At 72.4% G+C, this 26,619-nt stretch carries 24 protein-coding genes; 17 read left to right on the top strand and 7 right to left on the bottom strand.

From position 1 onward, the window contains the following. Window positions 1-248: 248 nt before the first annotated feature. Entirely contained in the window at window positions 249-413 is a 165-nt protein-coding gene (locus tag QSK20_RS30630) for a hypothetical protein (protein ID WP_285792096.1), read from the top strand. A gap of 195 nt (window positions 414-608) precedes the next feature. Next, a complete protein-coding gene (locus tag QSK20_RS30625) occupies window positions 609-1,175 on the top strand; it encodes a GNAT family N-acetyltransferase (RefSeq protein WP_285792095.1) in 567 nt (188 codons plus the stop codon). A gap of 76 nt (window positions 1,176-1,251) precedes the next feature. Here the strand turns inward: QSK20_RS30625 and QSK20_RS30620 are convergent, their stop codons facing one another. From QSK20_RS30620 to QSK20_RS30610, 3 genes are all read right to left on the bottom strand, one after another. Further along, window positions 1,252-1,968, bottom strand: a complete 717-nt coding sequence (locus QSK20_RS30620) for a class I SAM-dependent methyltransferase (protein ID WP_285792094.1) — start codon at window positions 1,966-1,968, stop codon at window positions 1,252-1,254. A 264-nt stretch (window positions 1,969-2,232) separates the two neighbouring features. Continuing rightward, window positions 2,233-3,180, bottom strand: a complete 948-nt coding sequence (locus QSK20_RS30615; RefSeq protein WP_285792093.1) for a permease prefix domain 1-containing protein — start codon at window positions 3,178-3,180, stop codon at window positions 2,233-2,235. Then, window positions 3,177-3,518: a PadR family transcriptional regulator gene (locus QSK20_RS30610; RefSeq protein WP_088985011.1), complete on the bottom strand. Its 342-nt coding sequence runs from the start codon at window positions 3,516-3,518 to the stop codon at window positions 3,177-3,179. The genes QSK20_RS30615 and QSK20_RS30610 overlap by 4 nt, the downstream gene beginning before the upstream one ends. Window positions 3,519-3,737: 219 nt before the next feature. Between QSK20_RS30610 and QSK20_RS30605 the strand changes: the two genes are divergently transcribed. Next, window positions 3,738-5,135 (top strand): serine/threonine-protein kinase, encoded by a 1,398-nt coding sequence (locus QSK20_RS30605; protein ID WP_285792092.1) that lies wholly within the window; start codon window positions 3,738-3,740, stop codon window positions 5,133-5,135. Between the two features lie 7 nt (window positions 5,136-5,142). On the opposite strand, the gene QSK20_RS30600 is transcribed toward QSK20_RS30605, so the two are convergent. Both QSK20_RS30600 and QSK20_RS30595 read right to left on the bottom strand, forming a co-directional pair. Further along, window positions 5,143-5,769, bottom strand: a complete 627-nt coding sequence (locus QSK20_RS30600) for a hypothetical protein (RefSeq protein ID WP_285792091.1) — start codon at window positions 5,767-5,769, stop codon at window positions 5,143-5,145. Next, a complete protein-coding gene (locus tag QSK20_RS30595) occupies window positions 5,766-6,326 on the bottom strand; it encodes an RNA polymerase sigma factor (RefSeq protein WP_285792090.1) in 561 nt (186 codons plus the stop codon). The genes QSK20_RS30600 and QSK20_RS30595 overlap by 4 nt, the downstream gene beginning before the upstream one ends. Window positions 6,327-6,543: 217 nt before the next feature. Between QSK20_RS30595 and dnaE the strand changes: the two genes are divergently transcribed. The 9 genes from dnaE to QSK20_RS30550 all read left to right on the top strand — a co-directional run bounded on the left by dnaE (window position 6,544) and on the right by QSK20_RS30550 (window position 18,857). Then, window positions 6,544-10,074, top strand: coding sequence for a DNA polymerase III subunit alpha (dnaE, locus tag QSK20_RS30590; protein WP_285792089.1), 3,531 nt, complete (start codon window positions 6,544-6,546; stop codon window positions 10,072-10,074). A 220-nt stretch (window positions 10,075-10,294) separates the two neighbouring features. Beyond that, a complete protein-coding gene (locus QSK20_RS30585; RefSeq protein ID WP_285792088.1) occupies window positions 10,295-11,332 on the top strand; it encodes an aminotransferase class V-fold PLP-dependent enzyme in 1,038 nt (345 codons plus the stop codon). Window positions 11,333-11,555: 223 nt separating this feature from the next. Next, window positions 11,556-12,341: an ABC transporter ATP-binding protein gene (locus QSK20_RS30580; protein ID WP_285792087.1), complete on the top strand. Its 786-nt coding sequence runs from the start codon at window positions 11,556-11,558 to the stop codon at window positions 12,339-12,341. Next, window positions 12,328-13,020 carry an ABC transporter ATP-binding protein gene (locus QSK20_RS30575; protein ID WP_285792086.1) on the top strand — a complete coding sequence of 231 codons (693 nt, stop codon included), beginning with the start codon at window positions 12,328-12,330 and terminating at the stop codon, window positions 13,018-13,020. Before QSK20_RS30580 ends, QSK20_RS30575 begins: the two co-directional genes overlap by 14 nt. Window positions 13,021-13,057: 37 nt before the next feature. Further along, window positions 13,058-14,308 (top strand): ABC transporter substrate-binding protein, encoded by a 1,251-nt coding sequence (locus QSK20_RS30570; RefSeq protein ID WP_285792085.1) that lies wholly within the window; start codon window positions 13,058-13,060, stop codon window positions 14,306-14,308. Window positions 14,309-14,315: 7 nt separating this feature from the next. Further along, window positions 14,316-15,197 carry a branched-chain amino acid ABC transporter permease gene (locus tag QSK20_RS30565; protein ID WP_285792084.1) on the top strand — a complete coding sequence of 294 codons (882 nt, stop codon included), beginning with the start codon at window positions 14,316-14,318 and terminating at the stop codon, window positions 15,195-15,197. After that, a complete protein-coding gene (locus QSK20_RS30560; protein WP_285792083.1) occupies window positions 15,194-16,204 on the top strand; it encodes a branched-chain amino acid ABC transporter permease in 1,011 nt (336 codons plus the stop codon). Before QSK20_RS30565 ends, QSK20_RS30560 begins: the two co-directional genes overlap by 4 nt. 143 nt (window positions 16,205-16,347) lie before the next feature. Then, entirely contained in the window at window positions 16,348-17,994 is a 1,647-nt protein-coding gene (locus QSK20_RS30555) for an MFS transporter (RefSeq protein ID WP_285792082.1), read from the top strand. Continuing rightward, on the top strand, window positions 17,991-18,857 hold the full coding sequence (locus QSK20_RS30550; protein ID WP_502889079.1) for an alpha/beta fold hydrolase: 867 nt from the start codon (window positions 17,991-17,993) through the stop codon (window positions 18,855-18,857). The genes QSK20_RS30555 and QSK20_RS30550 overlap by 4 nt, the downstream gene beginning before the upstream one ends. A 43-nt stretch (window positions 18,858-18,900) precedes the next feature. On the opposite strand, the gene QSK20_RS30545 is transcribed toward QSK20_RS30550, so the two are convergent. Both QSK20_RS30545 and QSK20_RS30540 read right to left on the bottom strand, forming a co-directional pair. Continuing rightward, window positions 18,901-20,820: a helix-turn-helix domain-containing protein gene (locus QSK20_RS30545; protein WP_285792099.1), complete on the bottom strand. Its 1,920-nt coding sequence runs from the start codon at window positions 20,818-20,820 to the stop codon at window positions 18,901-18,903. Window positions 20,821-20,834: 14 nt separating this feature from the next. Beyond that, window positions 20,835-21,617: a 3-hydroxybutyrate dehydrogenase gene (locus tag QSK20_RS30540; protein WP_285792081.1), complete on the bottom strand. Its 783-nt coding sequence runs from the start codon at window positions 21,615-21,617 to the stop codon at window positions 20,835-20,837. 171 nt (window positions 21,618-21,788) lie between these two features. Here QSK20_RS30540 and ruvC point away from each other — a divergent pair, with 171 nt between their 5' ends. The 5 genes from ruvC to secD all read left to right on the top strand — a co-directional run bounded on the left by ruvC (window position 21,789) and on the right by secD (window position 26,619). Next, a complete protein-coding gene (ruvC, locus tag QSK20_RS30535; RefSeq protein ID WP_091644911.1) occupies window positions 21,789-22,316 on the top strand; it encodes a crossover junction endodeoxyribonuclease RuvC in 528 nt (175 codons plus the stop codon). Beyond that, entirely contained in the window at window positions 22,313-22,915 is a 603-nt protein-coding gene (gene ruvA, locus QSK20_RS30530; protein WP_285792080.1) for a Holliday junction branch migration protein RuvA, read from the top strand. Before ruvC ends, ruvA begins: the two co-directional genes overlap by 4 nt. A 37-nt stretch (window positions 22,916-22,952) precedes the next feature. After that, complete coding sequence (gene ruvB, locus QSK20_RS30525; protein ID WP_285792079.1) at window positions 22,953-24,017, top strand: Holliday junction branch migration DNA helicase RuvB; 1,065 nt, start codon at window positions 22,953-22,955, stop codon at window positions 24,015-24,017. A gap of 136 nt (window positions 24,018-24,153) precedes the next feature. Next, the gene (gene yajC / locus QSK20_RS30520) at window positions 24,154-24,498 is read left to right on the top strand and encodes a preprotein translocase subunit YajC (protein ID WP_285792078.1); all 345 of its coding nucleotides are present in this window, start codon (window positions 24,154-24,156) and stop codon (window positions 24,496-24,498) included. 216 nt (window positions 24,499-24,714) lie between these two features. Further along, on the top strand, window positions 24,715-26,619 hold the full coding sequence (gene secD / locus QSK20_RS30515) for a protein translocase subunit SecD (protein WP_285792077.1): 1,905 nt from the start codon (window positions 24,715-24,717) through the stop codon (window positions 26,617-26,619).

Raw genomic sequence — 26,619 nt, 5'->3', positions numbered from 1 at the left:
CGACTCAAGGACCGCGACCTCGGCCGCGTCCCCGCAGCCAGCAAGACCAACGACTAAAGATCAACCAAACCAAGGTGGTCCAGTTTCAGCCGGACCACGGTGGTCACGATTGAGGCGGCGTTGACATGAGCAACGTGTGGCTTGCGGAGGGTGTGGAGCGCTAGATCGCGGAACATCGCGGCCACTCGACTGACGCGGCTTGCTCGCTTCGCGAAATTCGATGATCTGCTGCGTCAGGGTGGTGCTACGTGAGCGTTGTCGAGATTCCCTGCGTCGTTCCCGGCCGCCGGCGCGATGGCAGACTGCACCTCAGTTGCCGTACCCGCGACGCGGCGTACGCGTCCGCCGTGAGCGATCTCGAAGCCGCGCTCACGCTGTGGCGGAAGGTGCGCGACGAGGGGGCGGGCGTGTAGAAGTGGAGGAGTTTCTTGCGTCACCGGATGCGGAAGCGAGCCTCCGGTGGGCGCGGTGTCGACCTGTCGGATCGGTGGACCACTCGCGTGCGGTCGAGATCGTCGCGGAAACACCCGGCTGTCTGGTGACAGGTTGCGCCTTCGGGGCGGAGTAGCGGTGGTCCGGCCGGGCGGCGCGGGGCGTACCCTGCCGGGGTGCTGATTCCCGACTACCCGATCCGCACCGAGCGGCTCGACCTGCGCCCGTTCGCCGAGGGCGACTTCGCGGCGCTGCACGCGTACCAGTCCCGCGCGGACGTCGCCCGCTACCTCTACTGGGAGCCGCACGACGAGCAGGCGACCCGGGAGGCGCTGGCGCGCAAGTGCCGCCGTACCGCCCTGCGGAACTCGGGCGACGTGCTCAACCTGGCCGTGGTGGTCCGGGAGACCGGCCAGCTCGTCGGGGACGTGCTGCTGTTCTGGGTCAGCGTCGAGCACCGGCAGGGCGAGGTCGGCTACGTCTTCCACCCCGACCACGGCGGCCGGGGCTACGCCACCGAGGCGGCCCGGATGATGATGGAGATGGGCTTCGACCTGCTCGGCCTGCACCGGATCGTCGGCCGGCTGGACGCCCGCAACACCGCCTCGGCCCGGGTCCTGGAACGGCTGGGCATGCGACGCGAGGCGCACATGCGGGAGAACGAGCTGGTCAAGGGCGAGTGGACCGACGAGGTGGTCTACGCGATGCTTGCCGCCGAGTGGGAGTCCCACCGGCCGTCGTGACGCTGCCGGTCGACGGCCGGTTGCGGTGAGGTTCCGGGTCGGCGAGCCGGCCAGCAGCCCTGGCGCGCGGGACGGGTCAGGCCGACTCGCCGACGGAGTAGATGCTCCACGGCCAGTGGTCGCCCTTGCCCTGGGCGACGAGCGTGAAGCCGGCCTCCCGGACCACGTCGTCGTAGTCGGGGGAGTAGTACACGATGGTGATCTTCTGCTTCCGCTTCTTCGTCGCGGCGACCAGGTTGCCCATCACGGTGTCGAAGACGGGCGGCCCGAACGGCGAGAACAGGTAGACGACCAGGTTCTCCGGCGGGACGACGAAGTCGACCGCGTCGATGGCGAGCAGTTCGATCTCGTGGGTCGCCACCGGGCCGGTGTAGCGCTCGACGTTCTCCTTGGCCTGGCTGATGAAGCTGGGGGAGAAGTCGACCCCGATCACCTTCTTGTACGGCTTCTCCGCCGCGAGCAGCACCACCCGCCCCTTGCCGCAGCCGAGGTCGACGAAGACGGTGTTCCGGTGGTCGATCTCGCCGACCGTCGCCATCATCCGGTCGAACTCCTGCTTCCGGGTGGGCAGGTAGTGGGATGCCTCCTCCTGGTGCGTCCCGATGCTGTCGATGTCGGCCAGGCCGACGATGCCGTTGGTCTCGGTGCCGAACCGCTCGTCGAAGCGTTCCCGCCGCTCGTGGCGGCGGATCCGGATGTACTCGGCGCTGTCGACCAGAGCCTCCTTGAGCGTGGAGTCCCGCATGGTCTGTCGGAAGATCTTCCAGTCGGTGCGCAGATCGGAGATGCTCAAGACGGTTCACCTGCTCTGGAGTGACGGAGTCGGTGGATGCCCCGCACGCCACCAGACCGGTTTGGGCTTCATGATCTGGGCGTCGTCCGGCCACTGTCCAGAGTGTTCGGCCAGTCCACCCGGCCAGGAAATGTGCACCGGTCGGGCGGTGGCGCCCGGTCCGTCGATCCCCATGGTCGGTGAGACGGTCACGCTCCGGAGTCCGGTCGGGTACGCGGACCGGCCCGGCACGCCCCGTGACGTGCCGGGCCGGTCGCGGAGGCGTCAGGTGCGGCTGCGGTACGCCTTGACGATGCTGTCGGCGACGTCCCAGAGCACGATCAGCACCGTGGTGGCGACCATGACCGCGGTGACCACGTCCAGGTTGTCGCCCTCGCGGAACCAGGCGAAGCGTTGCACCAGCTCGGGGTTGATCAGCCGGTCGGTCAGCAGCAGCCAGATCACCGGCACCGCGAACGCCAGGTCGAGCAGCAGGTTCACCGCGACCAGCGGCCAGGTCCAGCGGCCGACCCGGTACTTGACGATCTCGAAGCCGATGTTGGTGATCAGCACGGCGATGAGGAACGGCAACCAGAAGCTCCACAGCGCCGGGTCGAGGACCGGCACGTCGCCGCCCGCGCCGTCCGGGACGTAGGACCGGTGGTGCTGCCACGGCAGGTACGCGATGACGAGCACGAGCCAGCCGATCGCCGCGCCGGTGTCGGTCAGCGGGATCTGCCGGTCGAGCCGCTCCTCCGGCAGCTGGTCGACGGTCCACCCGGGCAGGTCCAGGGGGACGTTGAGGCGTTCCAGCACCGCGAAGACCAGGGTGACCCAGAAGCAGAGGTGGAGCGCGACCATGAGCGCGGCGACGACGCCCTCGCCGACCGCGCTGCCGGCGTCGCCGTTGACGGCCGTGAGCGCGCCCACGATCACCCCGACCGTCGCCGGTAGGAAGGCGAGCAGCCGCTTCAGCAACCGTTCCCAGGCCAGGTAGTACGTCGGGCCGACGAGGTACAGCCGGCGGTCGGCGTAGCGGGCGGCGAGCTGTGCCGGGTCGCCCAGTTCGGTGAGCACCTCCCGTTCGGCGGCGGCGGTGTCCTGCCCGTCCGCCGTCCGGGCCTCGACCATGTCGTCGATCGAGGCGCGCAGCTCGGTGGCGATCTCCTCGCGCCGCGCGACCGGCACCGAGCGCAGGGTGGCGGCGAGGTACCGGTCGGTCAGGGACGTCATCGGGCGACTCCTTCGATCAGTCCGGTCAGTGAGGTCTGCACGGTGGAGAGGTCGTCCAGGAGACGGCTGAGCACCGACTCACCCTCCTCACTGGTTCGGTAGAACTTGCGTGGTCGGCTTTCCTCGGTGTTCCACTCGCTGGTCAGCAGCCCCTGCTCCTCCAGCCGCCGCAGGAGCGGATAGAGCGTGTTGGCGTCGACCGGGAAGCCGTGGGCGGAGAGGCGTTGCAGCAGCGCGTAGCCGTAGTCGGGGCGGCGCAGGGCGACCAGGCTCGCCACCACCACGGTGCCCCGACGCAACTCCTGGAGGTGCGTTCGCAGGATCTCATCGCTGACCATGCGTCACACGATACTGTGTGCCACACACCATTGTCCAGCGATACATCGTCGTGCGGATCTGTATCAGTGTGTTCGCCACCGATGGTGGGTGACGTGCGGCTGTCGGGGTGCTGCCGGCGGCTCGCCGATCCGTCTACTGTCGAGCCGGGGCACGTCGGGCGGCGGTGACGGGCGGAACCGGTGCCGATGGCGGACGGAACCGGTGGCGGGGGTGGTGCGGTGACCAGCCCGGAACGGATCGGGCCGTACCGGATCGAGCGGCTGCTCGGCGCGGGCTCGTTCGCGACGGTCTGGCTGGGCCACGACCCGGTCCTCGGCTCCTCGGTCGCGATCAAGGTGCTGGCCGAGAACTGGCACCACGACCTGCGGGTCCGGGAACGGTTCCTCGACGAGGCCCGCCTGCTGCGCCGGCTCGACGACGAGCGGCTGGTCCGCGTCCACGCGGTCGGGGAACTGGCCGACGGGCGACCGTACTCGGTCATGGGCCTGGCCGACGGCGGCAGCCTGCGCGACCGGCTGGCCGCCGGTCCGTTACCCGTGCCGGTCGCCCTGGACCTGCTGGCCGAGATCGCCGACGGCGTCGCCGTGCTGCACCGCAACGGCGTGGTGCACCGTGACCTGACCCCCGGCAACATCCTCTTCCGGTCCCACCCCGACGGCGAGCGGGTGCTGGTCGCCGACCTCGGACTGGCCAAGGCGCTCGCCGCCGCCTCCGGCCTCACCGCCCGGGCCGGCACCCCCGGCTACATGGCGCCGGAACAGGACGACCCGCTCGCGGTCGTCGACACCCGTGCCGACGTGTACGGGCTGGGCCGGCTCGGCGTACGGCTCCTCGGCGTGGACACGCAGCGGGACACGCCGGCCCCGCCGCGCCCGGACGGGACGCTCCAGCTGCGCGCGGAGGTTCCGCCGCAGGTGGCGGACGTGCTGCGCCGGGCCACCGCGCCCCGGCCGGCCGACCGCCACCACGACGCCGAAGCCTTCCGCGCGGCCCTGCGGCACGCCGCCGCGTCCACCCCGACGTCCGGACCGGGCGGGACGCGGGCCGGGCCCGGACCGGCCGGGGCGCGACCGGCCGGCCGGCGGTTCGCGGCGACGGTGGGGGGCGTGGCGATGCTCGTCGCGGTCGGCACCCTGACCGGGGACACCGCGACCGTCCGGGACACGGGCACCGGGACGAGTGGGCCGATCACGGTCACGTTGCCGCCCGGATGGCGGACCGTCGGCACCGGCTGGGCCGGCCGGTACGGCACCGACGGGAACCTCGAACCCGCCCTGGTGATGTCACCCGACCCGCGCCGGTGGGCGACCGATCCGACCGTGCCGGGCGCCTTCGTCGGCCTTTCCGCGAGCACCGCCGCGCGGACCACCCCCGCCGGCTTCGTCGCCGAACGTCCGCACGCGTCCTGCGCCGCCGCGCCGGTGCGTCGCACCCGCCAGGCGGGCGTGGACTGGGTGGTGGCCCGGTTCACCTGCGACCGGGGCAGGCCGGTCGTGGTCGAGGCCGCCGGGCTCGGTCCCGACCGCACCGGACTGATCTACGTGCAGGTCGTGCCCCCGGCGGACAGCGACGCCGGTTTCGTTGACCGGCTGCTCGCCGGCGTGCGGGTGCGGTAGGCCGACGTCAGCGCACCACCACCGTGATCGGGTAGGTCGTGCCCTCCTGCGGGATCAGCACGGTGACCGTGCCCGGACGGACGAACCGGATGTCCACCACCCCGGCCTCGTAGCTGCGGGAGACCAGGTCCTCCCGGTCCACGGTCACCTCGCCGGGGCCGATCCCGATGATTCGCAGCACCGCGCCGGTGGCGAAGCAGAGCGACGTCACCAGCGCCAACTCGGTCTCGGCCAGCACCAGGTCGTACCGGACCGCGCCCAGGCAGGAGTCGGGCCGGCCGGTCGGCGATCCGGTCGCGGCCGGCGTGCGCGTGGGCGTGGTCGGGGCGGGACGTCGGGACGTGGGGGCGGCGACCGGTCCGCGTGTGGTGGCGGGCGGGGACGCCGACGTCGGGGCCGGCGCGGACGGCCCCGGGGTGGGCGCGGTCGCCACGGGCGGCGGTTGGACGGGCAGCGGCGAGACGGGCACGTCGCCGCCGCCACCGCACGCCGTCACCGCTGCGGCCAGCACCACGGCGAGTATGGCCACCCGGCCGGGCCGTCCGCCCGCGCCGTCCCGCCGGTGGACCGGACGGCCAACGGTGCGCCGCCCACCGGTCGGACGGGCGCGAGCCCGGTCGGCTGCCACGGTCACCGCCCCTCCCCGACGGCCGGCGCTGCGGCCAGCCGCAGCCGGAGTTGCCGGCGGGCCTCGTGGATCCGCGACTTGACGGTCCCCTCGGGCACATCGAGCAGCTCGGCGATCTCCCGGTAGCCCAGTCCGAGGACGTCGCGCAGGGTCACCGCCTCGGCCAGTTCGGGACGGACCGCGTCGAGCGCGTCGAGCAGGTCGAGCCGGGTGCCGGCGACCACGCTCGTCCGGCGCGGGTCGGGCGGATCCGGCAGCGACACGCCGCCGGCCTCCACCAGCCACCGGCGGCGCAGCGCCCGGTAGGTCGAGCGGGCCCGGTTGGCGGTCAGCCGGTGCAGCCAGGTGTGGAACGACGACCGGCCCTCGAACCGGGTGATGCCCTGGGCCAGCGCGAGCAACGCGTCCTGGCACGCCTCCTCGGCGTCCTCCCGGTGCGGCAGCAGCCGGGCGCAGAGGCGCAGCACCTCCGGGCGGACCGCGGACAACAGCGCGTCCCGCGCCGCCGGGTCCCCGTGCGCCGCCGCCGCGGCCAGCTCCTCGACACCGTCGGGAAGGGGCATTCTCGTCCCATGGTCGTAGGGTGTGGTTCGGCCAGGCTACGACGCCCGCCGCCCGGCTTCCCGGCCGAGTCCGGCAACCGACTGTCGATCCGTCGCCACCGCCGGTCGACGCGATCCGGGCCACCCGACGGACGCCCGCGCGGCGTGCTGGAGGCGTCTCTCGGGGCGGGGCTAGGCTAGGCCGACTGCCAAAGATCAGACCCGGGGGGCGCTCTGCATGGCCGACTCGTTCGCGCATCTGCACGTGCACACGGAGTACTCGATGCTCGACGGTGCGGCCCGGCTCAAGGACCTCTTCGCCGAGGCGAGCCGACTGGGCATGCCGGCGGTGGCGATGACCGACCACGGCAACATGCACGGCGCGCACGACTTCTACAAGCAGGCCATGGCCGCCGGCATCACCCCGGTGCTCGGCATCGAGGCGTACGTGGCGCCGGAGTCGCGCTTCCACAAGCAGCGGGTGAAGTGGGGTCGGCCCGAGCAGAAGAGCGACGACGTCTCCGGTAGCGGTGGTTACACCCACAAGACCATCTGGGCGCGGAACAAGACCGGTCTGCACAACCTCTTCACGCTCACCTCGAAGGCGTACACCGAGGGGTTCTTCGTCAAGTGGCCCCGGATGGACACCGAGCTGATCGCCGAGCACGCCGAGGGCCTGATGGCCACCACCGGCTGCCCGTCCGGTGAGGTGCAGACCCGGCTGCGGCTGGGCCACGACGCCCAGGCCCTGGAGGCGGCGGCGAAGTACCAGGAGATCTTCGGCCGGGAGAACTACTTCCTGGAGTTGATGGACCACGGCCTCGACATCGAGAAGCGGGTCCGCGACGGGCTGCTGGAGATCGGCAAGAAGCTGGCCATCCCGCCGGTGGTCACCAACGACTCCCACTACACCCACGAGGCGCAGGCCGAGTCGCACGACGTGCTGCTCTGCGTCCAGACCGGCAGCAACATCGCCGACCCGAACCGGTTCAAGTTCGGCGGCAGCGGCTACTTCATCAAGTCCGCCGACGAGATGCGCGCGGTCGACGGCTCGGACGTCTGGCTGGAGGGCTGCCGCAACACCCTGCTGGTCGCCGAACGGGTCGACCCGGCGGGGATGTTCGAGTTCCACAACCTGATGCCACGGTTCCCGGTGCCGGACGGGGAGACCGAGGAGTCCTGGTTCCGTAAGGAGACCTTCAAGGGGCTGGCCCGCCGGTTCCCGAGCGGCATCCCGGAGGGGCACGTCGTCCAGGCCGAGTACGAACTGGGCGTCATCATCCAGATGGGGTTCCCGTCGTACTTCCTCGTGGTCGCCGACTTCATCCAGTGGGCGAAGAGCCAGGGCATCGCGGTCGGACCGGGCCGCGGCTCGGCGGCCGGCTCGCTGGTCGCGTACGCGCTCGGCATCACCGACCTGGACCCGATCCCGCACGGCCTGATCTTCGAGCGGTTCCTGAACCCCGAGCGGGTCTCCATGCCGGACGTCGACATCGACTTCGACGAGCGTCGGCGCGGTGAGGTGATCAAGTACGTCACCGACAAGTGGGGCGAGGACAAGGTCGCCCAGATCGCGACCTTCGGCACGATCAAGGCGAAGGCTGCGATCAAGGACTCGGCCCGGGTGCTCGGCTACCCGTACGCGGTCGGCGACCGGATCACCAAGGCGATGCCCCCGGCGGTGATGGGCAAGGACATCCCGCTGTCCGGCATCTTCGACCCGAAGCACCCCCGGTACGCCGAGGCCGGCGAGATCCGGGGCCTGTACGAGTCCGACCCGGACGTCAAGAAGGTCATCGAAACGGCCAAGGGCATCGAGGGACTGATCCGGCAGACCGGCGTGCACGCCGCCGGCGTGATCATGTCGGCCGAGCCGATCATCGAGCACATCCCGCTGATGCGCCGGGACTCCGACGGGGTGATCATCACCCAGTTCGACTACCCGACGTGCGAGTCGCTCGGGCTGTTGAAGATGGACTTCCTCGGCCTGCGCAACCTGACGATCATCGACGACGCGGTCAAGAACATCCAGCTCAACCACGGCAAGGACCTCGACCTGCTGGGCCTGGAGCTGGACGACAAGGCCGCCTACGAGCTGCTGGCCCGGGGCGACACCCTGGGCGTGTTCCAGCTCGACGGCGGGCCGATGCGGTCGCTGCTGCGGCTGATGAAGCCGGACAACTTCGAGGACATCTCCGCCGTCCTGGCGCTCTACCGGCCCGGCCCGATGGGCGTCGACTCGCACACCAACTACGCGCTCCGCAAGAACAACCTCCAGGAGATCACCCCGATCCACCCGGAGCTGGAGGAGCCGCTGCGGGAGATCCTCGCCCCGACCTACGGCCTGATCGTCTACCAGGAGCAGGTGCAGCGCGCCGCGCAGATCCTCGCCGGCTACAGCCTCGGCCAGGCCGACCTGCTCCGTCGGGCGATGGGCAAGAAGAAGAAGGAGATCCTCGACAAGGAGTTCATCCCGTTCCGGGACGGCTGCCGGGAGCGCGGCTACTCCGACGAGGCGATCCAGGCGGTGTGGGACGTGCTGGTCCCGTTCGCCGGCTACGCGTTCAACAAGGCGCACTCCGCCGCGTACGGGCTGGTCTCCTACTGGACGGCGTACCTCAAGGCGCACTACCCGGCCGAGTACATGGCCGCGCTGCTGACCTCGGTCGGTGACGACAAGGACAAGATGGCGCTCTACCTCTCCGAGTGCCGCCGGATGCGGATCCAGGTGCTTCCGCCGGACGTGAACACCTCCGCCGGGCCGTTCACCCCGGTCGGCAAGGAGATCCGCTTCGGGCTCGGCGCGGTGCGCAACGTCGGCGCGAACGTGGTCGCTTCGATCATGCGCTGCCGGGAGGAGAAGAGCGAGTACACCGACTTCTACGACTTCCTGTCGAAGGTCGACGCGGTGGTCTGCAACAAGAAGACCATCGAATCCCTGATCAAGGCCGGGGCGTTCGACGCGCTGGGGCACCCCCGTAAGGGCCTGCTCGTCGTGCACGCCGAGGCGATCGACGCGTACGCCGACGTCAAGCGCAAGGAGGCGGTCGGCCAGTACGACCTCTTCGGCGCCGGGTTCGGGGACGCCGACACCACCAGCACGACCGTGATGCCGGTGATCGGCGAGGGTGAGTGGGACAAGCGGGACAAGCTCGCCTTCGAGCGGGAGATGCTCGGTCTCTACGTCTCCGACCACCCGCTGTTCGGGCTGGAACACGTCCTCGGCGCGGCGGCGGACTGCACCATCGCCGCGCTGTCCGAGGAGGGCTCGGTGCCCGACGGGGCGGTGGTCACCCTCGCCGGCATCCTCTCCGGGGTGCAGCGCCGGGTGACCAAGCAGGGCCGGGCCTGGGCGTCGGCCACCCTGGAGGACCTGGCCGGTGGTGTGGAGACGCTGTTCTTCCCCAACACCTACGAGGTGATCGGCCAGTACATCGCCGAGGACGCGATCGTGGTGGTCAAGGGACGGGTGGACCGCCGCGACGACACCCCCCGGATCATGGCGATGGACATGCAGCTGCCGGACGTCACCAGCAACCCGGGCAGCAAACCGGTCACCCTGACCATCCCGGTGCACCGGTGCACCCCGCCCCTGGTGGAGCGCCTCAAGGAGACCCTGGTGCTGCACCCCGGCGACACCGAGGTGCACGTCAAGCTCCTCAACGGCGGCAAGGTCACCACGCTGCGGCTCGGTCCGTTCCGGGTGGCCGCCACCACCGCGCTGATGGGGGACCTGAAGAGCGTGCTCGGTCCGGCGAACGTGAGCTGAACCCGCCCGGGCCGGGCTGCCTCCGCTGTCCGCCGCCCCGTCTGTGCGGGCAGCTCTACAGTCTCCGGACGACAAACCCACCGTCCCGTGGACGGACGGATGCGTGCGCGGTCGCTGTCCGGACCACACCGGTGGAGCCCGCGTCGACCGCGTGAACCGGGAGCCAGGGGCCGGTGATTGGCTGTGACCGTGCCCCGGCCACGCGGCTAGCGTCGGACGCATGGATCTGGACGAGGCGCGGAAGCTGTGGCAGCCGGAGCCCGGGTGGCTGAACACCGCCACCTACGGGCTGCCGGCCGAACCGACCTGGACGGCCCTCCAGGAGTCGCTGGCCCGGTGGCGGGTCGGACAGAACGTCGTGGACGTGTGGAACGCGGCGGCCGAACGGTCGCGGGCGGCGTTCGCCCGGCTGGTGGACGTACCGGCCGGGGACGTGGCGATCGGCAGCACGGTGTCCCAGCTGCTGGCCCCGGTCGCCGCGGCGTTGCCCCCGGGCGCGCGGGTGGTGGTGCCGGAGGTCGAGTTCATCAGCAACCTCTTCCCCTGGCTGGTGCAGGCCGACCGGGGCGTCGAGGTGCGGACGGTGCCGCTGGAGAAGCTGGTCGACGCGATCGACGACGGCACCGACCTGGTCGCGTTCAGCCTGGTGCAGTCCGCCGACGGGCGGATCGCCCCGTACGACGAGATCGTGGCCGCCGCCCGCGCGCACGGCGCGCTGGTGTCGGTCGACGCCACCCAGGGCTGTGGCTGGCTGCCCTTCGACGCCGGTCAGGCCGACGCGGTGGTGGTCGGGGCGTACAAGTGGCTGACCGCCCCGCGCGGCGTGGCCCTCGGCTACCTGGCGCCGCGGCTGCGGGACCGGATGCGACCGGACGCCGCCGGTTGGTTCGCGGGCGGGGAGCCGGAGGGCTCCTACTACGGGCCGCCGCTGCGTCTGGCCGAGGACGCCCGGCGGTTCGACATCTCCCCGGCCTGGTTCTCCTACGTCGGGGCGGCCCCGGCGCTGGAGCTTCTCGCCGAGATCGGGGTGCCCGCGATCCGGGACCACGACGTGGCCCTGGCCAACCGGTTCCTCGACGGCCTGGGGCGGCCGCCGGGGGAGAGCGCGATCGTCGTCGTCGACGTCCCGGGGGCGCAGGAGAAGCTGGAGCGGGCCGGTGTGCGGGCCGCCGTCCGGGCCGGGCGGGTCCGGGCGTCCTTCCACCTCTACACCACCGAGGCGGACGTGGACCTCGCGCTGAACGCGCTTACCGGCTGATGGCACCAGTGGCGCCACCACATGTCGACGTGGTGGGCCGCCGGTGCGACGACGGTCCGGGCCCGTTCGCCCATGGTGGGCGGGCCCGGGTGGTCGTACCGGAATGTATGTGAGATCGACATAGTTCGACGTCGCCGCCGCCCCGTAGGTTTCCTGCACGCGACGATCCTGTGACCGCTGTCACCGATCCGGTCGTCGCCGTCGACCTGCGGAGGGTGTGGCGATGGTCGGGCAGGGACTGCTGTCGGCGCGGGGGCTGACCCGGGACTTCCGGGGCTTCCGGGCCGTGGACCGGGTCGACCTCGACGTCGTCGAGGGAACCGTGCACGCCCTGGTCGGGCCGAACGGGGCCGGCAAGACCACCCTGTTCAACCTGCTCACCGGTTTCCTGCGGCCCAGCGGCGGACGGATCCTGCTGGACGGGCGGGACATCGGCGGCCTGCCCCCGGAACGGGTCGCCCAGCTCGGCGTCGCCCGGTCCTTCCAGATCACCAGCCTCTTCCCGCAGCTCTCCGCCCGCGAACACGTGGCGCTGGCGTTGCAGAGCCCCAGCGGCCTGGGCTGGCGGTTCTGGCGCTCGGCGCGCCTGATGCGCCGCTACACCGCCCGGGCCGACGAACTGCTCGCCGAGGTCGGGCTCGCCGACCTGGCCGAGACGCCCGCCGACGCCCTCGCGTACGGGCGCAAACGGGCCCTGGAACTGGCCATCGCCCTCGCCCTCGACCCCCGGGTCCTGCTGCTCGACGAGCCGACCGCCGGAATGGGCCTCGAGGACGTCGACCGCACCGTCGAGCTGGTCGCCCGGGTCCGTGCCGGCCGGACCGTGGTGATGGTCGAACACAACATGAGCGTCGTGGGCCGGCTGGCCGACACCGTCACCGTGCTCCAGGCCGGCAAGGTCCTCGTCGAGGGCCCGTACGAGCAGGTCCGTGCCGACGAACGCGTGATCACCGCCTATCTGGGAGCCGCCCATGGAGCCACCGACGGAGCGACCGATGCTGCGCGTTGACGACCTCTCCGCCTGGTACGGCGAGGCGCGGGTGCTGCGCGGCGTGAGCCTCACCGTCGCCGCGGGCGAGGTGGTCACCCTGGTCGGGCGCAACGGGGCCGGCAAGTCCACCCTGCTGCGCTGCGTGATGGGGCTGCACCCGGGCCGCAGCGGGACGGTCACCCTGGACGGCCGGGACGTCGGCCGGCTGCCGGCGCACCGCCGGGCCCGGCTGGGCCTGGGCTGGGTCCCCGACGACCGGGGCGCGTACGCCACGCTCAGCGTCACCGAGAACCTGACGCTGCCGCCGACGGTAGGCCCCGATCCGTGGCCGCTGGACCGGGTCTACGAGGCGTTCCCCGCCCTGTACTCCCGCCGCGACTCGGCGGCCACCCAGCTCTCCGGCGGTGAGCAGCAGATGCTCGCCCTGGCCCGGGTGCTGCGGATGGGCGCCCGGCTGCTGCTCTGCGACGAGCCGACCGAGGGACTGTCGCCCCTGCTGGTGGGGCAGGTCGGCGACATCCTGCGGCAGGCCAAGGAGCACGGCGTGACCGTGCTGCTGGTCGAGCAGAACCTGCACTTCGCCACCGGCGTCGCCGACCGGCACTACCTGCTGGCCGAGGGACGTGTGGTGGAGGCGATGGACAACTCCGAGGTGCGCTCGCGGGAACGCGAGCTGCTGTCGTACCTCGGCATCTGACGACGACCCGCGCCGACGCGCGGATGGAGGGAAGACCATGCGCAGGACCATGTTGGTGGCCGCCGGGTCGGCGGCCGCGCTGCTGGCGGCCGGCTGCGGCGGGGGAGGGCCGCAGTCCTCCGGCGACGGGAGGCTCAGCGGCGACAAGATCGTGCTGGGCGTGCTCAACGACCAGTCGGGGGCCTATCTCGAACTGTCCGGCAAGAACTCGGTGAAGGCCGTGGAGATGGCCATCGCCGACTTCAAGAAGAAGTACGGCGACGACGCGGTGACCGAGGACATCACCGTGGAGACCGCCGACCACCAGAACAAGCCGGACATCGCCAACACCAAGGCGAACGAGATGTACGACCGCAAGGCCGTCGACCTGATCCTCGACGTACCCACCTCGTCGGCGGCGGAGAAGGTCGCCGACGTGGCGAAGGAGAAGAAGAAGCTCTACTTCAACATCGGCGCGGCCACCACCACGCTCACCGGCGCGAAGTGCAACAAGTACACCTTCCACTACGCGTACGACACGTACATGCTGGCCAACGGCACCGGCCGGAACACCACCGAGCAGGGCGCGAAGAACTGGTACGTGCTCTACCCGAACTACCAGTTCGGGCAGGACATGGAGCGTAGCTTCTCCAACGCGATCACCGCGGCCGGCGGCAAGGTGCTGGCGAAGGACGCCGCGCCGTTCCCGAACACCAGCGGCGACTACTCGACGTACCTGCTCAAGGCCCCGGGCCTGAACCCGAAGCCGGACGTGCTCGGCACCATGCAGGCCGGCGCCGAGCTGGTCAACGTGGTCAAGCAGTACAACGAGTTCAAGCTCCGGGAGAAGGGCGTCGGCCTGGCCGTCGGGCTGATGTTCCTCACCGACATCCACTCGCTCACCCCGGACGCGCTGGCCGGCACCACCTACACCGACGCCTGGTACTGGAACTTCGACCAGCGCAACCGGGAGTTCGCCGACCGGTTCAAGGCGGAGACCGGCACCCGGCCCACCTTCGCCCACGCGGCCAACTACTCCGCCGCCACCCAGTACCTGGAGGCGGTGCAGGCCGCTGGCACCGACGACGCGGACACCATCGTCGAGGCCCTGGAGGGCAAGACCATCGACGACGTCTTCCTCCGCAACGGCAAGATCCGCGCCGAGGACCACCGGGTCGTGCACGACGCCTACCTCGCCCAGGTCAAGCCGGCCGCCGAGGTCACCGAGGAGTGGGACTACGTGAAGATCCTCAAGACCATCCCGGCGGCGGAGGCGTTTGCGGCCCCGTCCCCGGACTGCCGGATGTGACGTCGCCGTGACCGGCTTCCTTCTCAACACGTTCAACGGGTTGGTGAGCGGGGCGTTCTACGCCCTGCTCGCCCTCGGGCTCGCGGTCATCTTCGGCATGCTGCGGGTGGTCAACTTCGCCCACGGCGCGTTCTACATGCTCGGCGCGTTCGGGGCGTACGTGCTGCTCAGCGAGGCCGGTGTGCCGTTCTGGACGGCCCTGGTGATCATGCCGATCGGGCTGGGCCTGCTCGGCATGCTGCTGGAACGGGCCTTCATCCACCGGCTGACCCGGCTCGACCCGCTCTACAACTTCCTGCTCACCTTCGGCCTGACGCTGATCCTCCAGGACCTGGTCAAGCTCCGGTACGGCGCGCAGTCCAGCCCCTACGCCACGCCGACCGAACTGGACGGCTCGGTCGACTTCGGGCTGTTCGACTTCCCCGCCTACCGGGTGTTCATCCTCGGCTTCGCGGTGGCCGTCTGCGTCGGCGCGTGGTGGCTGCTCGGCCACACCCGGATCGGCATGGTGGTCCGGGCCGCCACCGAGCGTCCCGAACTGACCCGGGCGTTCGGCATCGACGTCGGGAAGTGGATCACGCCGGTCTTCGGCTTCGGGATCGCCCTGGCCGGGCTGGCCGGGGTGCTGGCCGCGCCGATGCGGGCGGTCAACCCGCTGATGGGCGCCGACCTGATCATCGTGGTCTTCGCGGTGGTGGTGATCGGCGGTCTCGGCTCGATCTTCGGGTCGGTCGCCGCCGGCTTCGGCATCGGACTGGTCCAGGCCTGGGGCGAGGCGTACCTGTCGGACTGGCCGATCGTCGCCCAGACGACCGTGTTCATCGTGATGGCCGTGGTGCTGCTCTGGCGTCCGTCCGGCCTGTTCGGTCGAGAGGAGGCCCCGGCATGACCACGGTGGTGAACACCGAGCCCGGCGCGAAGCGCGCCCCCTCCGCGCTGGCCGCCGCCGCCCGCGCCCCCCGCTGGCTGCGGTACGTCCTGCTCGCCGTCGGACTGGCCGTGGCGGCCCTGCTGCCCTTCGGCCTCTACCCGCCGGTCGCGGTGGACATCCTCTGCTGGGCGCTCTTCGCCGTCTCGGTGGACCTGCTGCTCGGCTACACCGGGCTGATGTCCTTCGGGCACGCCGCCTTCTGGGGCACCTCGGCGTACGTGACCGGACTGGTCGCCATCAACGCCGGCCTGCCGTTCCCGGTGGCGGTGCTGCTCGGCGCGCTCGCCTCGGCGGTGCTCGCGGTGCCGATCGGCTACCTGGCGGTGAGCCGTACCGGCATCTACTTCGCCATGGTGACGCTGGCCTTCGCGCAGATGGTCTACTTCATCGCCAACGAGTGGCGCTCGGTCACCCGGGGCGAGAACGGCCTCCAGGGCGTGCCCCGGGAACTCTTCGGGCTCGACCTCACCGACGACTTCTACTTCTACTACGCCGCGCTGCCGATCGCGCTGCTCGGTCTCGCCGCCGCCTGGCGGATCGTGAACTCGCCGTTCGGCCGGGTGCTGGTCGGCATCCGGGACAACCCGGCCCGCGCCCGCGCGCTCGGCTACCCGGTCCGCCGGTACAAGCTGACCGCGTTCGTCCTCTCCGGGTTCATCGCCGGGCTGGGCGGCGGCCTGTTCGCCATCGGGCACCGGTTCGTCTCGCTGGAGACCCTGCACTGGACCACCTCCGGCAAGGCGGTGATCGTGGTGGTGCTCGGCGGCATCGGCACCCTCTGGGGCGGCGTGCTCGGCGCGGGCATCCTGGTCCGGCTGGAGGACTGGCTGTCCTTCTCCGGCTTCCCGGCGATCAACCTGGTCACCGGGACCATCTTCGTCCTGGTCGTGCTGCTGTTCCGGCGCGGCATCTGGGGCAGCGTGGCGGCGCTGGCCGCCCGCTGGCGCCCCGGGCGTCGCGAGTGAGGGTGCCCCGACCTGCCGGAGGAACTGCCACTGACCAGGAAAAACCTGGTCAGTGGCGGTTCCCTGCCGGTGGTCGGTCGCCCTAGGCTGGACGCGGGATCCGACCGCGCCGCCCCCGGCAGGATCGCAGGGGAGGGCGTGCCGTGCCGGCGTACGCGAACACCGGGCACCCGAGGCGGTGGCCGATCCTCGGGGTGACCGTGGTCAGCCTGCTCCTGGTGGTCATGGACACCACCATCCTCAACGTCGCCCTGCGCACCCTGGCCGACCCGGTGCACGGCCTCGGCGCGAGCCAGGCCGAGCTGGAGTGGGCGATCAACTCGTACACCCTGGTCTTCGCCGGGCTGCTGTTCAGCCTCGGCGTGCTCGGCGACCGCTACGGCCGACGGCGCTTCCTGCTGGCCGGACTCGCCGTCTTCGGGCTGGGTTCGCTGCTGTCGGCGTACGCCCGCGACCCGGTGCACCTGGTCCTGGCGCGGGCGGTGATGGGACTCGGCGGTGCGGCGATCATGCCGGCGACCCTGTCGGTCATCGCCAGCGTCTTCGACCCCCGCGAACGGCCCCGGGCGATCGGGTACTGGTCCGCCTCGGTCGGGCTCGCCGTGGCGGTCGGACCGGTCCTCGGCGGAATCCTGCTGACGCACTTCTGGTGGGGGTCGGTCTTCCTGGTCAACGTGCCGGTGGCGCTCGCCGGGCTGGTCGCCGGGGCGCTGCTGGTGCCCGAGTCGCGGGACCCCCGCCCCGGGCGGATCGACCTGCCCGGGGTCGCGCTCTCCGTGGTCGGCCTGGTCGCCCTCACCTGGGGGGTGATCGACGGCGGCGAGCACGGCTTCGACCGGCCGGTGGTCTGGGCGGCGGTGTCCACCGGACTGGCCGTGCTGGCCGTCTTCGGCTGGCACGAGCGGCGCACCGAGCATCCCGCGCTGGACGTCCGGCTGTTCCGGGTGCCCCGGTTCGCGGTCCCGGTGGCCCTGGTCGGCCTGGTCTTCTTCGCCGGAGCCGGGGTGATGTTCGTCAGCGCGTTCCACCTGCAACTGGTCCGGGGCCACTCACCCCTGTACACCGGCCTGCTCTTCCTGCCGTTGGCCCTGACCCAGCTCGTCCTCGCCCCGCGCAGCGCCACCCTGGTCCGCCGCTACGGCGCCCGGACGGTCTGCGGCGGCGGGCTGGGCCTGGTCGGGGTCGCGCTGGCGGGCTGGGCCCTGGTCGACGAGGCCACGCCGACCTGGGTGGTCGCCGTGCTGCTCGGGATCCAGGGCGTCGGGATGGCGCACATCACCGCCCCGGCCACCGAGTCGGTCCTGGCCGCGCTGCCCCGGGCGAAGGCCGGCGTCGGTTCGGCGGTCAGCAACACGGTACGGCAGGTGGGGGCCGCCCTCGGGGTCTCGGTGCTCGGCGCGGTGCTCGCCGCGGTCTACCGGGCCCGGGTCGCGCCGGCCACCACGGCGCTGCCCGACGGGGTCCGGGAGACGGCCGAGGGCTCCCTCGCCGGCGCGTACGGCGTCGCGCCCCGGCTCGGCGACGCCGCCGCCCTGCTGGCCGAGGCGGACCGCGCCTTCGTCGCCGCCCTGCACGTGGTGGCGCTGACCGCCGCCGCCGTGGCCGGTGTCGGGCTGCTGGCGGTGCTGCGCTGGATGCCCGGCCGCCCCGCCGTCGCCCCCGACCCGGGATCCCGCGACCCGGCGCATCCCGACCAGGGGAACCCCGACCAGGGGCATCCCGGTCCGGCGTCCCCCGACCCGGCGGGATCCGGTAATCCGGTTGCCGGCGTCCGTACCGTCGAGACGTGATCGACGTGTCCCGACCGGAACGGACGGAGTCGCTGGCCCTGCCGGACGGCCGGCGGCTGGCCTGGTCGGAGTGGGGACCGCCGGACGGACGGCCGGTGCTCCTGTGCGCCGGCGCGGCCATGAGCGGATCGCTGGGCTTCGGCGTCGACCTGCTGCCCCGGTCGGGGATGCGGCTGCTCGGCGTCGACCGGCCCGGTCTCGGTGGATCCACCGCACATCCCGGCCGGACCCTCGCCTCGTGGGTCGACGACTGCGCCCACCTCGTCGACCAGCGGGGGCTGACCGATCCCGTAGCCGTCGGCTTCTCGCAGGGCGCGCCGTTCGCGGTCGCGCTCGCCGGGGCCGGCCTGGTGCGGGCGCTGGCGGTCGTCGCCGGTCAGGACGACCTCGCCGCGCAGCGGGACCTGCTCGCTCCCGAGGTCGCCGCGCTGGTGGGCGACGTGCAACGGGACCCGGACGCCGTGGAGCGCCGCTTCGCCGGCCTCGCCACCGCCGACGGCATGTGGGAGCTGGTGATCGGGATGAGCGCGCCGCACGACCGGGCGCTCTACCAGCGGGACGACTTCGCCGCCGCCTACCGGCGGTGCCTGGCCGAGGGCTTCCGGCAGGGCGCCGCCGGCTACGCCCGGGACCTGCGGATCTGCCTCGGCCCCTGGCCGTACCCGCCGGAGCGGGTCGCCGTGCCGGTCGACCTCTGGTACGGGCGACGCGACGCCAGCGGGGTCCACTCACCGGACTTCGGGGTGGCCCTGGCCCGCCGCTTCCCCGACGCCCGGCACCACCTTCTCGACGACGAGGGTGGGTCGATCCTGTGGACCCGGGCCGGCGACATCCTCACCGCCCTGCGCGAACGGGCCGGCTGAGCGCCGGAGCCGGCCGTCACGACGCCGACGGAGGTGGCCGGCCTCAGCGGTCCGGGTCGCGCAGCCGGTGCAGGCGGAGCGCGAGTTGCACCTCCAGCGCCCGGTCCGGCTTCTGCCACTCCGCGCCGAGCAGTTGCCCGACCCGCTCCAGCCGTTGGGTGACCGTGTTGACGTGCACGTGCAGCTGCTCCGCCGCCCGGGCCAGACTGCCGCCGACCCCGAAGTACGCCTCCAGCGTCTTCACCAGCGCCGTTCCCCGCCGCGCGTCGTAGTCGACCACCGGGCCGACGGTGTCGGTGAGGAACCGGGCCACGTCCCGGTCGCCCTGGTCACCGACCGCGCCGAGGAGCAGCCCGACGAAACCCAGCTCCGCGGTGCTCGCCCCCTGACCGGTCCGGCCCAGCGCGCCCAGGGCGGTCAGGCAGCGGTCCGCCTCCCGGAACGTCACCGCCAGCGACGCCGGCCCGCGTGCCGGACCGCTGGCCCCGGCGGTCACCGGCCGGCCGGTCACCCGGGACAGGTCCCGGGCCACCGCCCGCGCGGCGGCGCCGGCGTCCTGGCCGGGCAGCATCAGCACCACCCGGCCGTCGCGCGCGGCGGCCAGCCCGCCCCGGGTCGAGGCGTACGTGGTGGCCCAGGAGACCACCCGCTGCCGCGCCGACCCGGTGGACGCGATCACGTCGTCGCCGACCGCCACCAGCACGTGCGCGGCGTCCAGGTCGACGCCGAGTCGCCGGCCCCGACTGCGCAGCGCCTCGGCGTCGGCCAGCGGCCGGGCGATCAGGTCGTCGAGCAGTTCGCCCCGGACCCGGCCCTCCGCCTCGGCGACGGTCCGGCTGAACAGCAGCAGCAGCGCGGTGACCAGGGCGGCCCGTTCGAGGATGCGCTGGTCGGCGTCGACCAGCTCGTCCTCGGGGCGCAGCACCAACGCGCCGAGGTTCTCCGCCCCGGCGACCACCGCCGCGTACCAGAGTCGGCCCCGCCGCACACTGCGTCCCTCGGTGCGCGACGCGGCCACCGCCTCCACCATGTCCGCGCGGTCCGGTTCGTCGATCTCACCGACCCGGGTCAGCAGGCGACCCTCGGCGTCCATCGCCAGCAGCGCGCCGTCGAGCACGTCGGTGACCGCCGCCGCGACGTCCTCCACCCCGCCGCCGCGCAGCACCAGCGCGGTCATCCGGTCGTGCGCCGCCGCCGCCCGCTCCACCGAGGCGCTGTGCGCCCGGATGGTGGTGTTCGCCGCCGACAGCTCGGCCAGCGCCGCCCGGGTCTCGGCGAGCAGGCGGGCGGTGTCGATGGCCACCGCGGCGTGCGCGGCGAGCGAGACCAGCAGGGCCACCTCCTCCCGGGCGAACGGCCGGGCGGAACGGTTCGCCGCGTAGAGCACCCCGATCGAGGTCGACCCGAGGCGCAGCGGCACGCCGAGGATCGCCACCAGGCCCTCCTCGCGGACCCCGGCGTCGATCTCGCCGGTGTGGTGGAAGCGCTCGTCCTCCGAGTAGTTGGCGGTGACGTAGGGGGTGCCGGACTGGGCCACCAGCCCGCCGAGCCCGGCGCCGATCGGCAGCCGCAGCCGCTGGAACCGGGCGGAGACCGACCCGTCGGTGACCCGCATGTACGTGTCGCCCCGGTCGTCGTCGTTGAGCGTCATGTAGGCGACGTCCGCGCCGAGCAGGGTCCGGGCCCGGTGCACGATGGCCCGCAGCACGTCGTCGGAGTCGCGTAGCCCGGCCAGGTCACTGGCGGTGTCGTAGAGCCCGGAGAGTTCGGTCTCCCGGCGGCGGCGGCGCTCCAGCAGCGCGCGGACCCGCAGCGCCACCACCTTCGCCTGCTCCAGCTCGGCGATCCGGTCGGCGGGCAGGCCGGCCGAGCGCGCGGCGACCAGCGGTCCCTCGAACTCGACGGCTGCGGCCTCCCGGGCGAGCAGTTCCAGGAACTCGATCGGCGACGACATGAGCGCCATTGTGCTGGTCACCCCTAGTTCGCCGTCCAGCCCCCGTCGAGGGCGATCGAGGATCCGGTGATGAACGCGGCCGGTGGGGAGCAGAGGTAGGCGACCAGTTCGGCGACCTCCTCCGGCTCGATCAGCCGCTTGATCGCCGCCCGCGCCAGCATGATCTTGTCGATCACCTCGTCCTCCCCGATGCCGTGCTGGGCCGCCTGCTCGGCGATCTGGTTCTCCACCAGCGGAGTACGCACGTACGCCGGGTTGACGCAGTTGGCGGTGACTCCGTGCGCCGCTCCCTCCAGCGCGACGACCTTGGACAACCCCTCCAGGGCGTGCTTGGCCGAGACGTACGCCGACTTGTACGGCGAGGCGCGCAGCCCGTGCACCGAGGAGATGTTGACGATGCGCCCCCAGCCCCGGGCGTACATGTGCGGCAGGGCCCGCCGCACGATGACGAACGGCGCCTCCACCATCACCCGGTGCAGGTGGGAGAAGCGTTCCACCGGGAACTCGGCCACCGGCGCGACGTACTGGAGGCCGGCGTTGTTGACCACGATGTCGACCTCGGCGTCGAGCCGGGCGACCGCCTCCGGGTCGGCCAGGTCGACGCCCTCGGCCCGGCCGCCCGTCTCGGCGGCGACCGCCTTGGCCGCCTCGACGTTGCGGTCCACCACGGTGACCGTCGCCCCGGCGGCGGCGAGCCGGACGGCACAGGCCCGGCCGATACCACTGCCACCACCGGTAACCAGGGCGGTACGACCGGTGAGGTCGACCTGGACTACGTGGGGGGAGACCACGGGTTCAGCCGTCATGGCGCAGAAGTTACGAGTTGCGTGGCCGATGGCACATGGTTGCCCCGCACATACTCCGATGTCCGACTATGTGGCCCGGGAGGTGGCCGGCGTGTCCCCGGCGGCGGGTGTCGGAGCCGAGCAGTAGGGTGTCGAACACACGTACTGCCGGTGCGTCGGGGAGGAGGCGGCGTGCGGGTGCTGGGCGTCGACCCGGGGCTGACCCGGTGCGGGGTCGGCGTGGTCGAGGGGGTGCCGGGGCGGCCCTGCACGCTGGTGGCGTACCACGTCGTGCGCACCGACCCGGACGACGAGCTGCCGCGCCGGCTGCTGCTGCTCGACCGGGCGCTGACCGAGCTGGTCGCCGAGCACCGGCCGGAGAGCGTCGCCGTGGAGCGGGTGTTCAGCCAGCACAACGTCCGCACCGTGATGGGCACCGCCCAGGCCAGCGGCATCGCGGTGCTCGCCGGCGCGCGTGCCGGCCTGCCCGTGCAGACGTACACCCCGAGCGAGGTGAAGGCGGCGATCACCGGCTCCGGTCAGGCGGACAAGGCGCAGATGACCGCCATGGTGACCCGGCTGCTGCGCCTGGCCGAGCCGCCGAAGCCGGCCGACGCCGCCGACGCGCTCGCCCTGGCCATCTGCCACATCTGGCGCGGCGGCACCCGCTCGAAGCTGGCCGCCGCCGCCGACCGGGTACGACGAGGAGGAGCACGATGATCGCCAGCGTGCGCGGCACGGTGACCGCGACCGGCCCGGACCACGCGGTGGTGGAGGTCGGCGGGGTCGGCCTGGCCGTGCAGTGCGCCCCCGGCACCCTCGCCGACCTACGGGTCGGCCAGGAGGCCCGGCTCGCCACCAGTCTGGTGGTCCGGGAGGACTCGCTGACCCTCTACGGCTTCGCCGACGACGACGCCAAGGCGCTGTTCGAGCTGCTCCAGACCGCCAGCGGGGTCGGTCCCCGGCTGGCCCAGGCGGTGCTCGCCGTGCACACCCCGGACGCGGTGCGCAGGGCCATCGCCAACGGCGACACCGCCGCGCTGACCCGGGTGCCGGGCATCGGCAAGAAGGGCGCCGAGCGCCTGGTCCTGGAGCTGCGGGACCGGATCGGTCCGGTCGCCGTCGGGCCCGACGGCGCGGCCGGGGTGACCAGCGGCAACTGGCCCGAGCAGGTCCGCCAGGCGCTGGTCGGGCTGGGCTGGACGGCCGGTCAGGCCGACCAGGCGGTGGCCGCCGTGGCGGAGACCGTGGACGGTCCGACCCCGCCCGTGCCGGTCCTGCTCAAGCAGGCGATCCGACTGCTCGGCCGGACCAGGTGACCGACGTGCGCGCGGACGGCCCCGGGGAGGGCACGCCATGACCGACGGTGGTCTCGTCTCGGCGTACGTCCAGGACGCGGAACGGGACCTGGAGGTGAGCGTCCGGCCGAAGCGGCTCGACGAGTTCATCGCCCAGGACCGCGTCCGTGACCAGCTCGACCTGCTGCTCAAGGGCGCGATGCGACGCGGCTCCCCACCCGACCACATCCTGCTCTCCGGGCCGCCCGGCCTGGGCAAGACCAGCCTGGCCAACATCGTCGCCGCCGAGCTGGGCTCGGGCATCCGGGTGACCAGCGGCCCGGCCATCGAGCGGTCCGGGGACCTGGCGGCGATCCTGACCAGCCTCGCCGAGGGCGACGTCCTCTTCATCGACGAGATCCACCGGATCGCCCGGCCGGCCGAGGAACTGCTCTACAGCGCCATGGAGGACTTCCGGGTCGACGTGGTGGTCGGCAAGGGGCCCGGTGCGACCGCCATCCCGCTGGACGTGGAGCCGTTCACCCTGGTCGGCGCGACCACCCGGTCCGGCCTGCTCACCGGGCCGATGCGGGACCGCTTCGGCTTCGTCGCCCACCTCGACTTCTACTCCCCGGCGGACCTGGAGACCCTGCTGCACCGCTCGGCGCGCATCCTCGGGGTGCCGATCACCGCCGACGGCGCGGCCGAGATCGCCGGGCGTTCCCGGGGCACGCCCCGGATCGCCAACCGGCTGCTGCGCCGGGTGCGCGACTTCGCCGAGGTCCGGGCCGACGGCGTGGTCACCGTGGAGACCGCCCGGGCCGCCCTGACCGTGTACGACGTGGACGCGCTGGGTCTGGACCGGCTGGACCGGGCGGTCCTGACCGCGCTGGTCGACTCGTTCCGGGGCGGACCGGTCGGGCTCTCCACCCTGGCGGTGGCGGTCGGCGAGCAGCCGGACACGGTCGAGGAGGTCTGTGAGCCGTTCCTGGTCCGGGCCGGTCTGCTGGCCCGGACGCCCCGGGGTCGGGTGGCGACGGAGGCGGCCTGGCACCATCTGGGGCGAACTCCACCGAATGGTACATTTGGTGGCAGCGCCCCTCCGGTGCCCGATCTCTTCTCCGTCGAGCCCGATCAGCCGTGATGTGAACGTGATCCGTGCGGCGTTCGGCGTTCTCAGGTGCAGGGATTAGACTCGCCGCGGTCTGTACAGGACGTGAGAACACGCCTCCGCTCCGGCGCCCCCCGTCGGGCCGGGAGCCAATGGGAAGGTCTTTACCGTGCTTTACGCAGCAGAGGGCGGTGGGGGAGCCGGCGGTCTGACGCCGATCCTGATGATCGCTCTGCTCTTCGGCGTCATGTACTTCATGATGATCCGCCCCCAGCAGAAGCGCCGCAAGGAAGCCGAGGCGATGCAGTCCGCCCTCGGCCCCGGTGACGAGGTGGTCACCATCGGCGGGCTCTACGGCACGGTCACCGGCGTCGCCGACGACACCGTCCTGCTCGAGGTCGCCCCGGGTGTCCAGACCCGGTACGCCCGCCCGGCCATCGCCCGCGTGGTCAGCCAGGCCGACCGGAGCGAGTCGACCGACCAGGTCATCGAGGACGCCGACGTCAAGGAGTGACCCGCGGGCCCCACGGGGCAGCGCGCGGATCGAAATAAGTGGATAGTAGGTCGACGTCGGTGTCGACCCGGACGAACGCGACGACGGCCCCGGGCCGGCTTCGTGCCCGTCCGGGCCGGCGCCGACGTACACCCTCGACACGTGTGGCCGGAACACCGGCCTGACCCTCGCCGCCGACCACCAGCGGCGCGACCGCAGCAGGGAGACAGGACAACCGTGGCACCACCTCAGGGACAGATGCGACCGGGGCGGCAGCTCGCCGTGCTCGGCGTCATCTTCGTCGTCCTCTATCTTTTGGTGTTCTTCGCGGGCGGTGCCAGCGGTGGCTGGAAGGACCGGCTCGAGCCCAAGCTCGGGCTGGACCTGGTCGGCGGCACCCGGCTCACGCTGGAGGCGACCAACACCGTCGACGGCCGTCCGCCGAGCGCGGAGAGCCTCGAAGAGGCCCGGACCATCATCGACAACCGGGTCAACGCGCTCGGTGTCGCCGAGGCCGAGGTGGTCACCGAGGGCGACCGGAACATCGTCATCTCGCTGCCCGGTGAGAACCGGGACCTGACCGAGGTGGGCAGCGCGGCCGAGCTGCGGTTCCGCAAGGTGCTCAAGGTCGCCGACGGCAGCGGCGCCGCCGCCACCCCGCCGCCGGCCACCCCGGCCCCGTCCGGCAGCCCCGCGCCGGCTCCCTCCGGCAGCGCCGCTCCCGCCCCGTCGGGCAGCGCCGCCCCGCAGGTCTCCGCCTCGCCGAGCACCGGCGGTCAGGGCGGCGGCGCGCCCGCCCCGTCCGGCAGCGCCAGCCCGGCCCCGAGCGCCTCGGCCAGCGCCCCCGCGCCGGGTGCCAGCGCCGAGCCGGCCCCGCAGGGCGTCGAGGAGCAGCGCAAGGCCGTCGAGCAGAAGGTCGGCGCCGCCGCGTGGCAGGCCGCCAACGGCCTCCAGGCCCCGGCCAACGTCGCCGCCGACCCGACGCTCGCCGAGCGGCTCAAGCCCTTCGGCACCCTGACCCCGCGCGAGGTCGCGGTGCTCCCGGCGACCGTGCAGTTCAACGTGCCGACGATCACCTGCGAGCAGCTCGACAAGCGGCCGGCCGGCTCGATCAGCGACCCGGAGCAGCAGGCGGTGGCCTGTGAGGCCGGCGCCAAGTACCTGCTCGACATCGCCAAGGTGCAGGGCACCGACGTCGAGGACGCCGACCCGGCCCTCGACCAGACCGGCCAGTGGGTGGTCAGCCTCAACTTCTCCGGCGACGGCCAGGGGAAGTGGACCGCGCTGACCCGGGAGGCCTTCAACAACGAGGGCCAGGCCTGCGACGCCACCGCGCTCGGTCAGGACGGCAAGTGCCGGGTGGCCGTGGTGCTCGACAACCAGGTGATCTCCTCGCCGGAGATCCAGGGCGTGCTCACCGGTGACTCGCAGATCACCGGCAGCTTCAACAACCGCACCGCCAGCGACCTGGCCAGCCAGCTCCGCTACGGCGCCCTGCCGGTGACCTTCGAGCCGCAGGAGCAGCAGAACGTCTCCGCCACCCTGGGCGAGAGCCACCTGCGGGCCGGTCTGCTCGCAGCCGGCATCGGCATGCTGCTGGTCATCGTCTACGCGTTCTTCTACTACCGCCTGCTCGGCTCGGTGATCTTCCTGAGCCTGGTGCTGTCCGCGCTGCTGGTCTTCGGCGCGCTGGTCTTCCTCGGCCGGCAGATCGGCTTCACGCTGACCCTCGCCGGCATCGCCGGCATGATCGTCTCGCTCGGCGTGGCGGCGGACTCCTTCGTCATCTACTTCGAGCGGCTCAAGGACGAGATCCGCGAGGGCCGCAGCCCGCGCAGCGCGGTGCCGCGCGCCTGGATCCGGGCCCGCCGGACGATCATCTCGGCGAACGCGATCACCATCCTGTCCGCCGTGGTGCTCTACATCGTCTCGGTCGGCGCGGTGAAGGGCTTCGCCTTCGCCCTGGGCCTGGCCACCGTGCTCGACCTGGTGGTGGTCTTCCTCTTCCGGCACCCGATCATGGCGATGTTCGCCCGCACCCGGGCCTTCCTGTCGCCCCGGGTGAGTGGCCTCGGCCGGGTGCTCCCGGCCAAGGGCGACGAGCAGCCGACCACCCGCAACCCGCGCGTCAAGGAGGCCTGA

The sequence above is a fragment of the Micromonospora sp. NBRC 101691 genome, from assembly GCF_030269285.1.
GTDB classification, from domain to species: domain Bacteria; phylum Actinomycetota; class Actinomycetes; order Mycobacteriales; family Micromonosporaceae; genus Micromonospora; species Micromonospora echinospora.
This window is presented reverse-complemented; position numbering and strand designations above follow the sequence as displayed.

Bases quoted from the DNA above. Each gene is read 5' to 3' on its own strand.
- ruvB (WP_285792079.1), top strand. From the start codon at position 22,953: ATGACCGACGGTGGTCTCGTCTCGGCGTACGTCCAGGACGCGGAACGG.
- QSK20_RS30580 (WP_285792087.1), top strand. From the start codon at position 11,556: ATGGTCGGGCAGGGACTGCTGTCGGCGCGGGGGCTGACCCGGGACTTC.
- QSK20_RS30575 (WP_285792086.1), top strand. From the start codon at position 12,328: ATGCTGCGCGTTGACGACCTCTCCGCCTGGTACGGCGAGGCGCGGGTG.
- QSK20_RS30615 (WP_285792093.1), bottom strand. From the start codon at position 3,180: ATGACGTCCCTGACCGACCGGTACCTCGCCGCCACCCTGCGCTCGGTG.
- QSK20_RS30570 (WP_285792085.1), top strand. From the start codon at position 13,058: ATGCGCAGGACCATGTTGGTGGCCGCCGGGTCGGCGGCCGCGCTGCTG.
- QSK20_RS30560 (WP_285792083.1), top strand. From the start codon at position 15,194: ATGACCACGGTGGTGAACACCGAGCCCGGCGCGAAGCGCGCCCCCTCC.
- QSK20_RS30545 (WP_285792099.1), bottom strand. From the start codon at position 20,820: ATGGCGCTCATGTCGTCGCCGATCGAGTTCCTGGAACTGCTCGCCCGG.
- QSK20_RS30610 (WP_088985011.1), bottom strand. From the start codon at position 3,518: ATGGTCAGCGATGAGATCCTGCGAACGCACCTCCAGGAGTTGCGTCGG.
- QSK20_RS30595 (WP_285792090.1), bottom strand. From the start codon at position 6,326: ATGCCCCTTCCCGACGGTGTCGAGGAGCTGGCCGCGGCGGCGGCGCAC.
- QSK20_RS30585 (WP_285792088.1), top strand. From the start codon at position 10,295: ATGGATCTGGACGAGGCGCGGAAGCTGTGGCAGCCGGAGCCCGGGTGG.
- dnaE (WP_285792089.1), top strand. From the start codon at position 6,544: ATGGCCGACTCGTTCGCGCATCTGCACGTGCACACGGAGTACTCGATG.
- ruvA (WP_285792080.1), top strand. From the start codon at position 22,313: ATGATCGCCAGCGTGCGCGGCACGGTGACCGCGACCGGCCCGGACCAC.
- QSK20_RS30540 (WP_285792081.1), bottom strand. From the start codon at position 21,617: ATGACGGCTGAACCCGTGGTCTCCCCCCACGTAGTCCAGGTCGACCTC.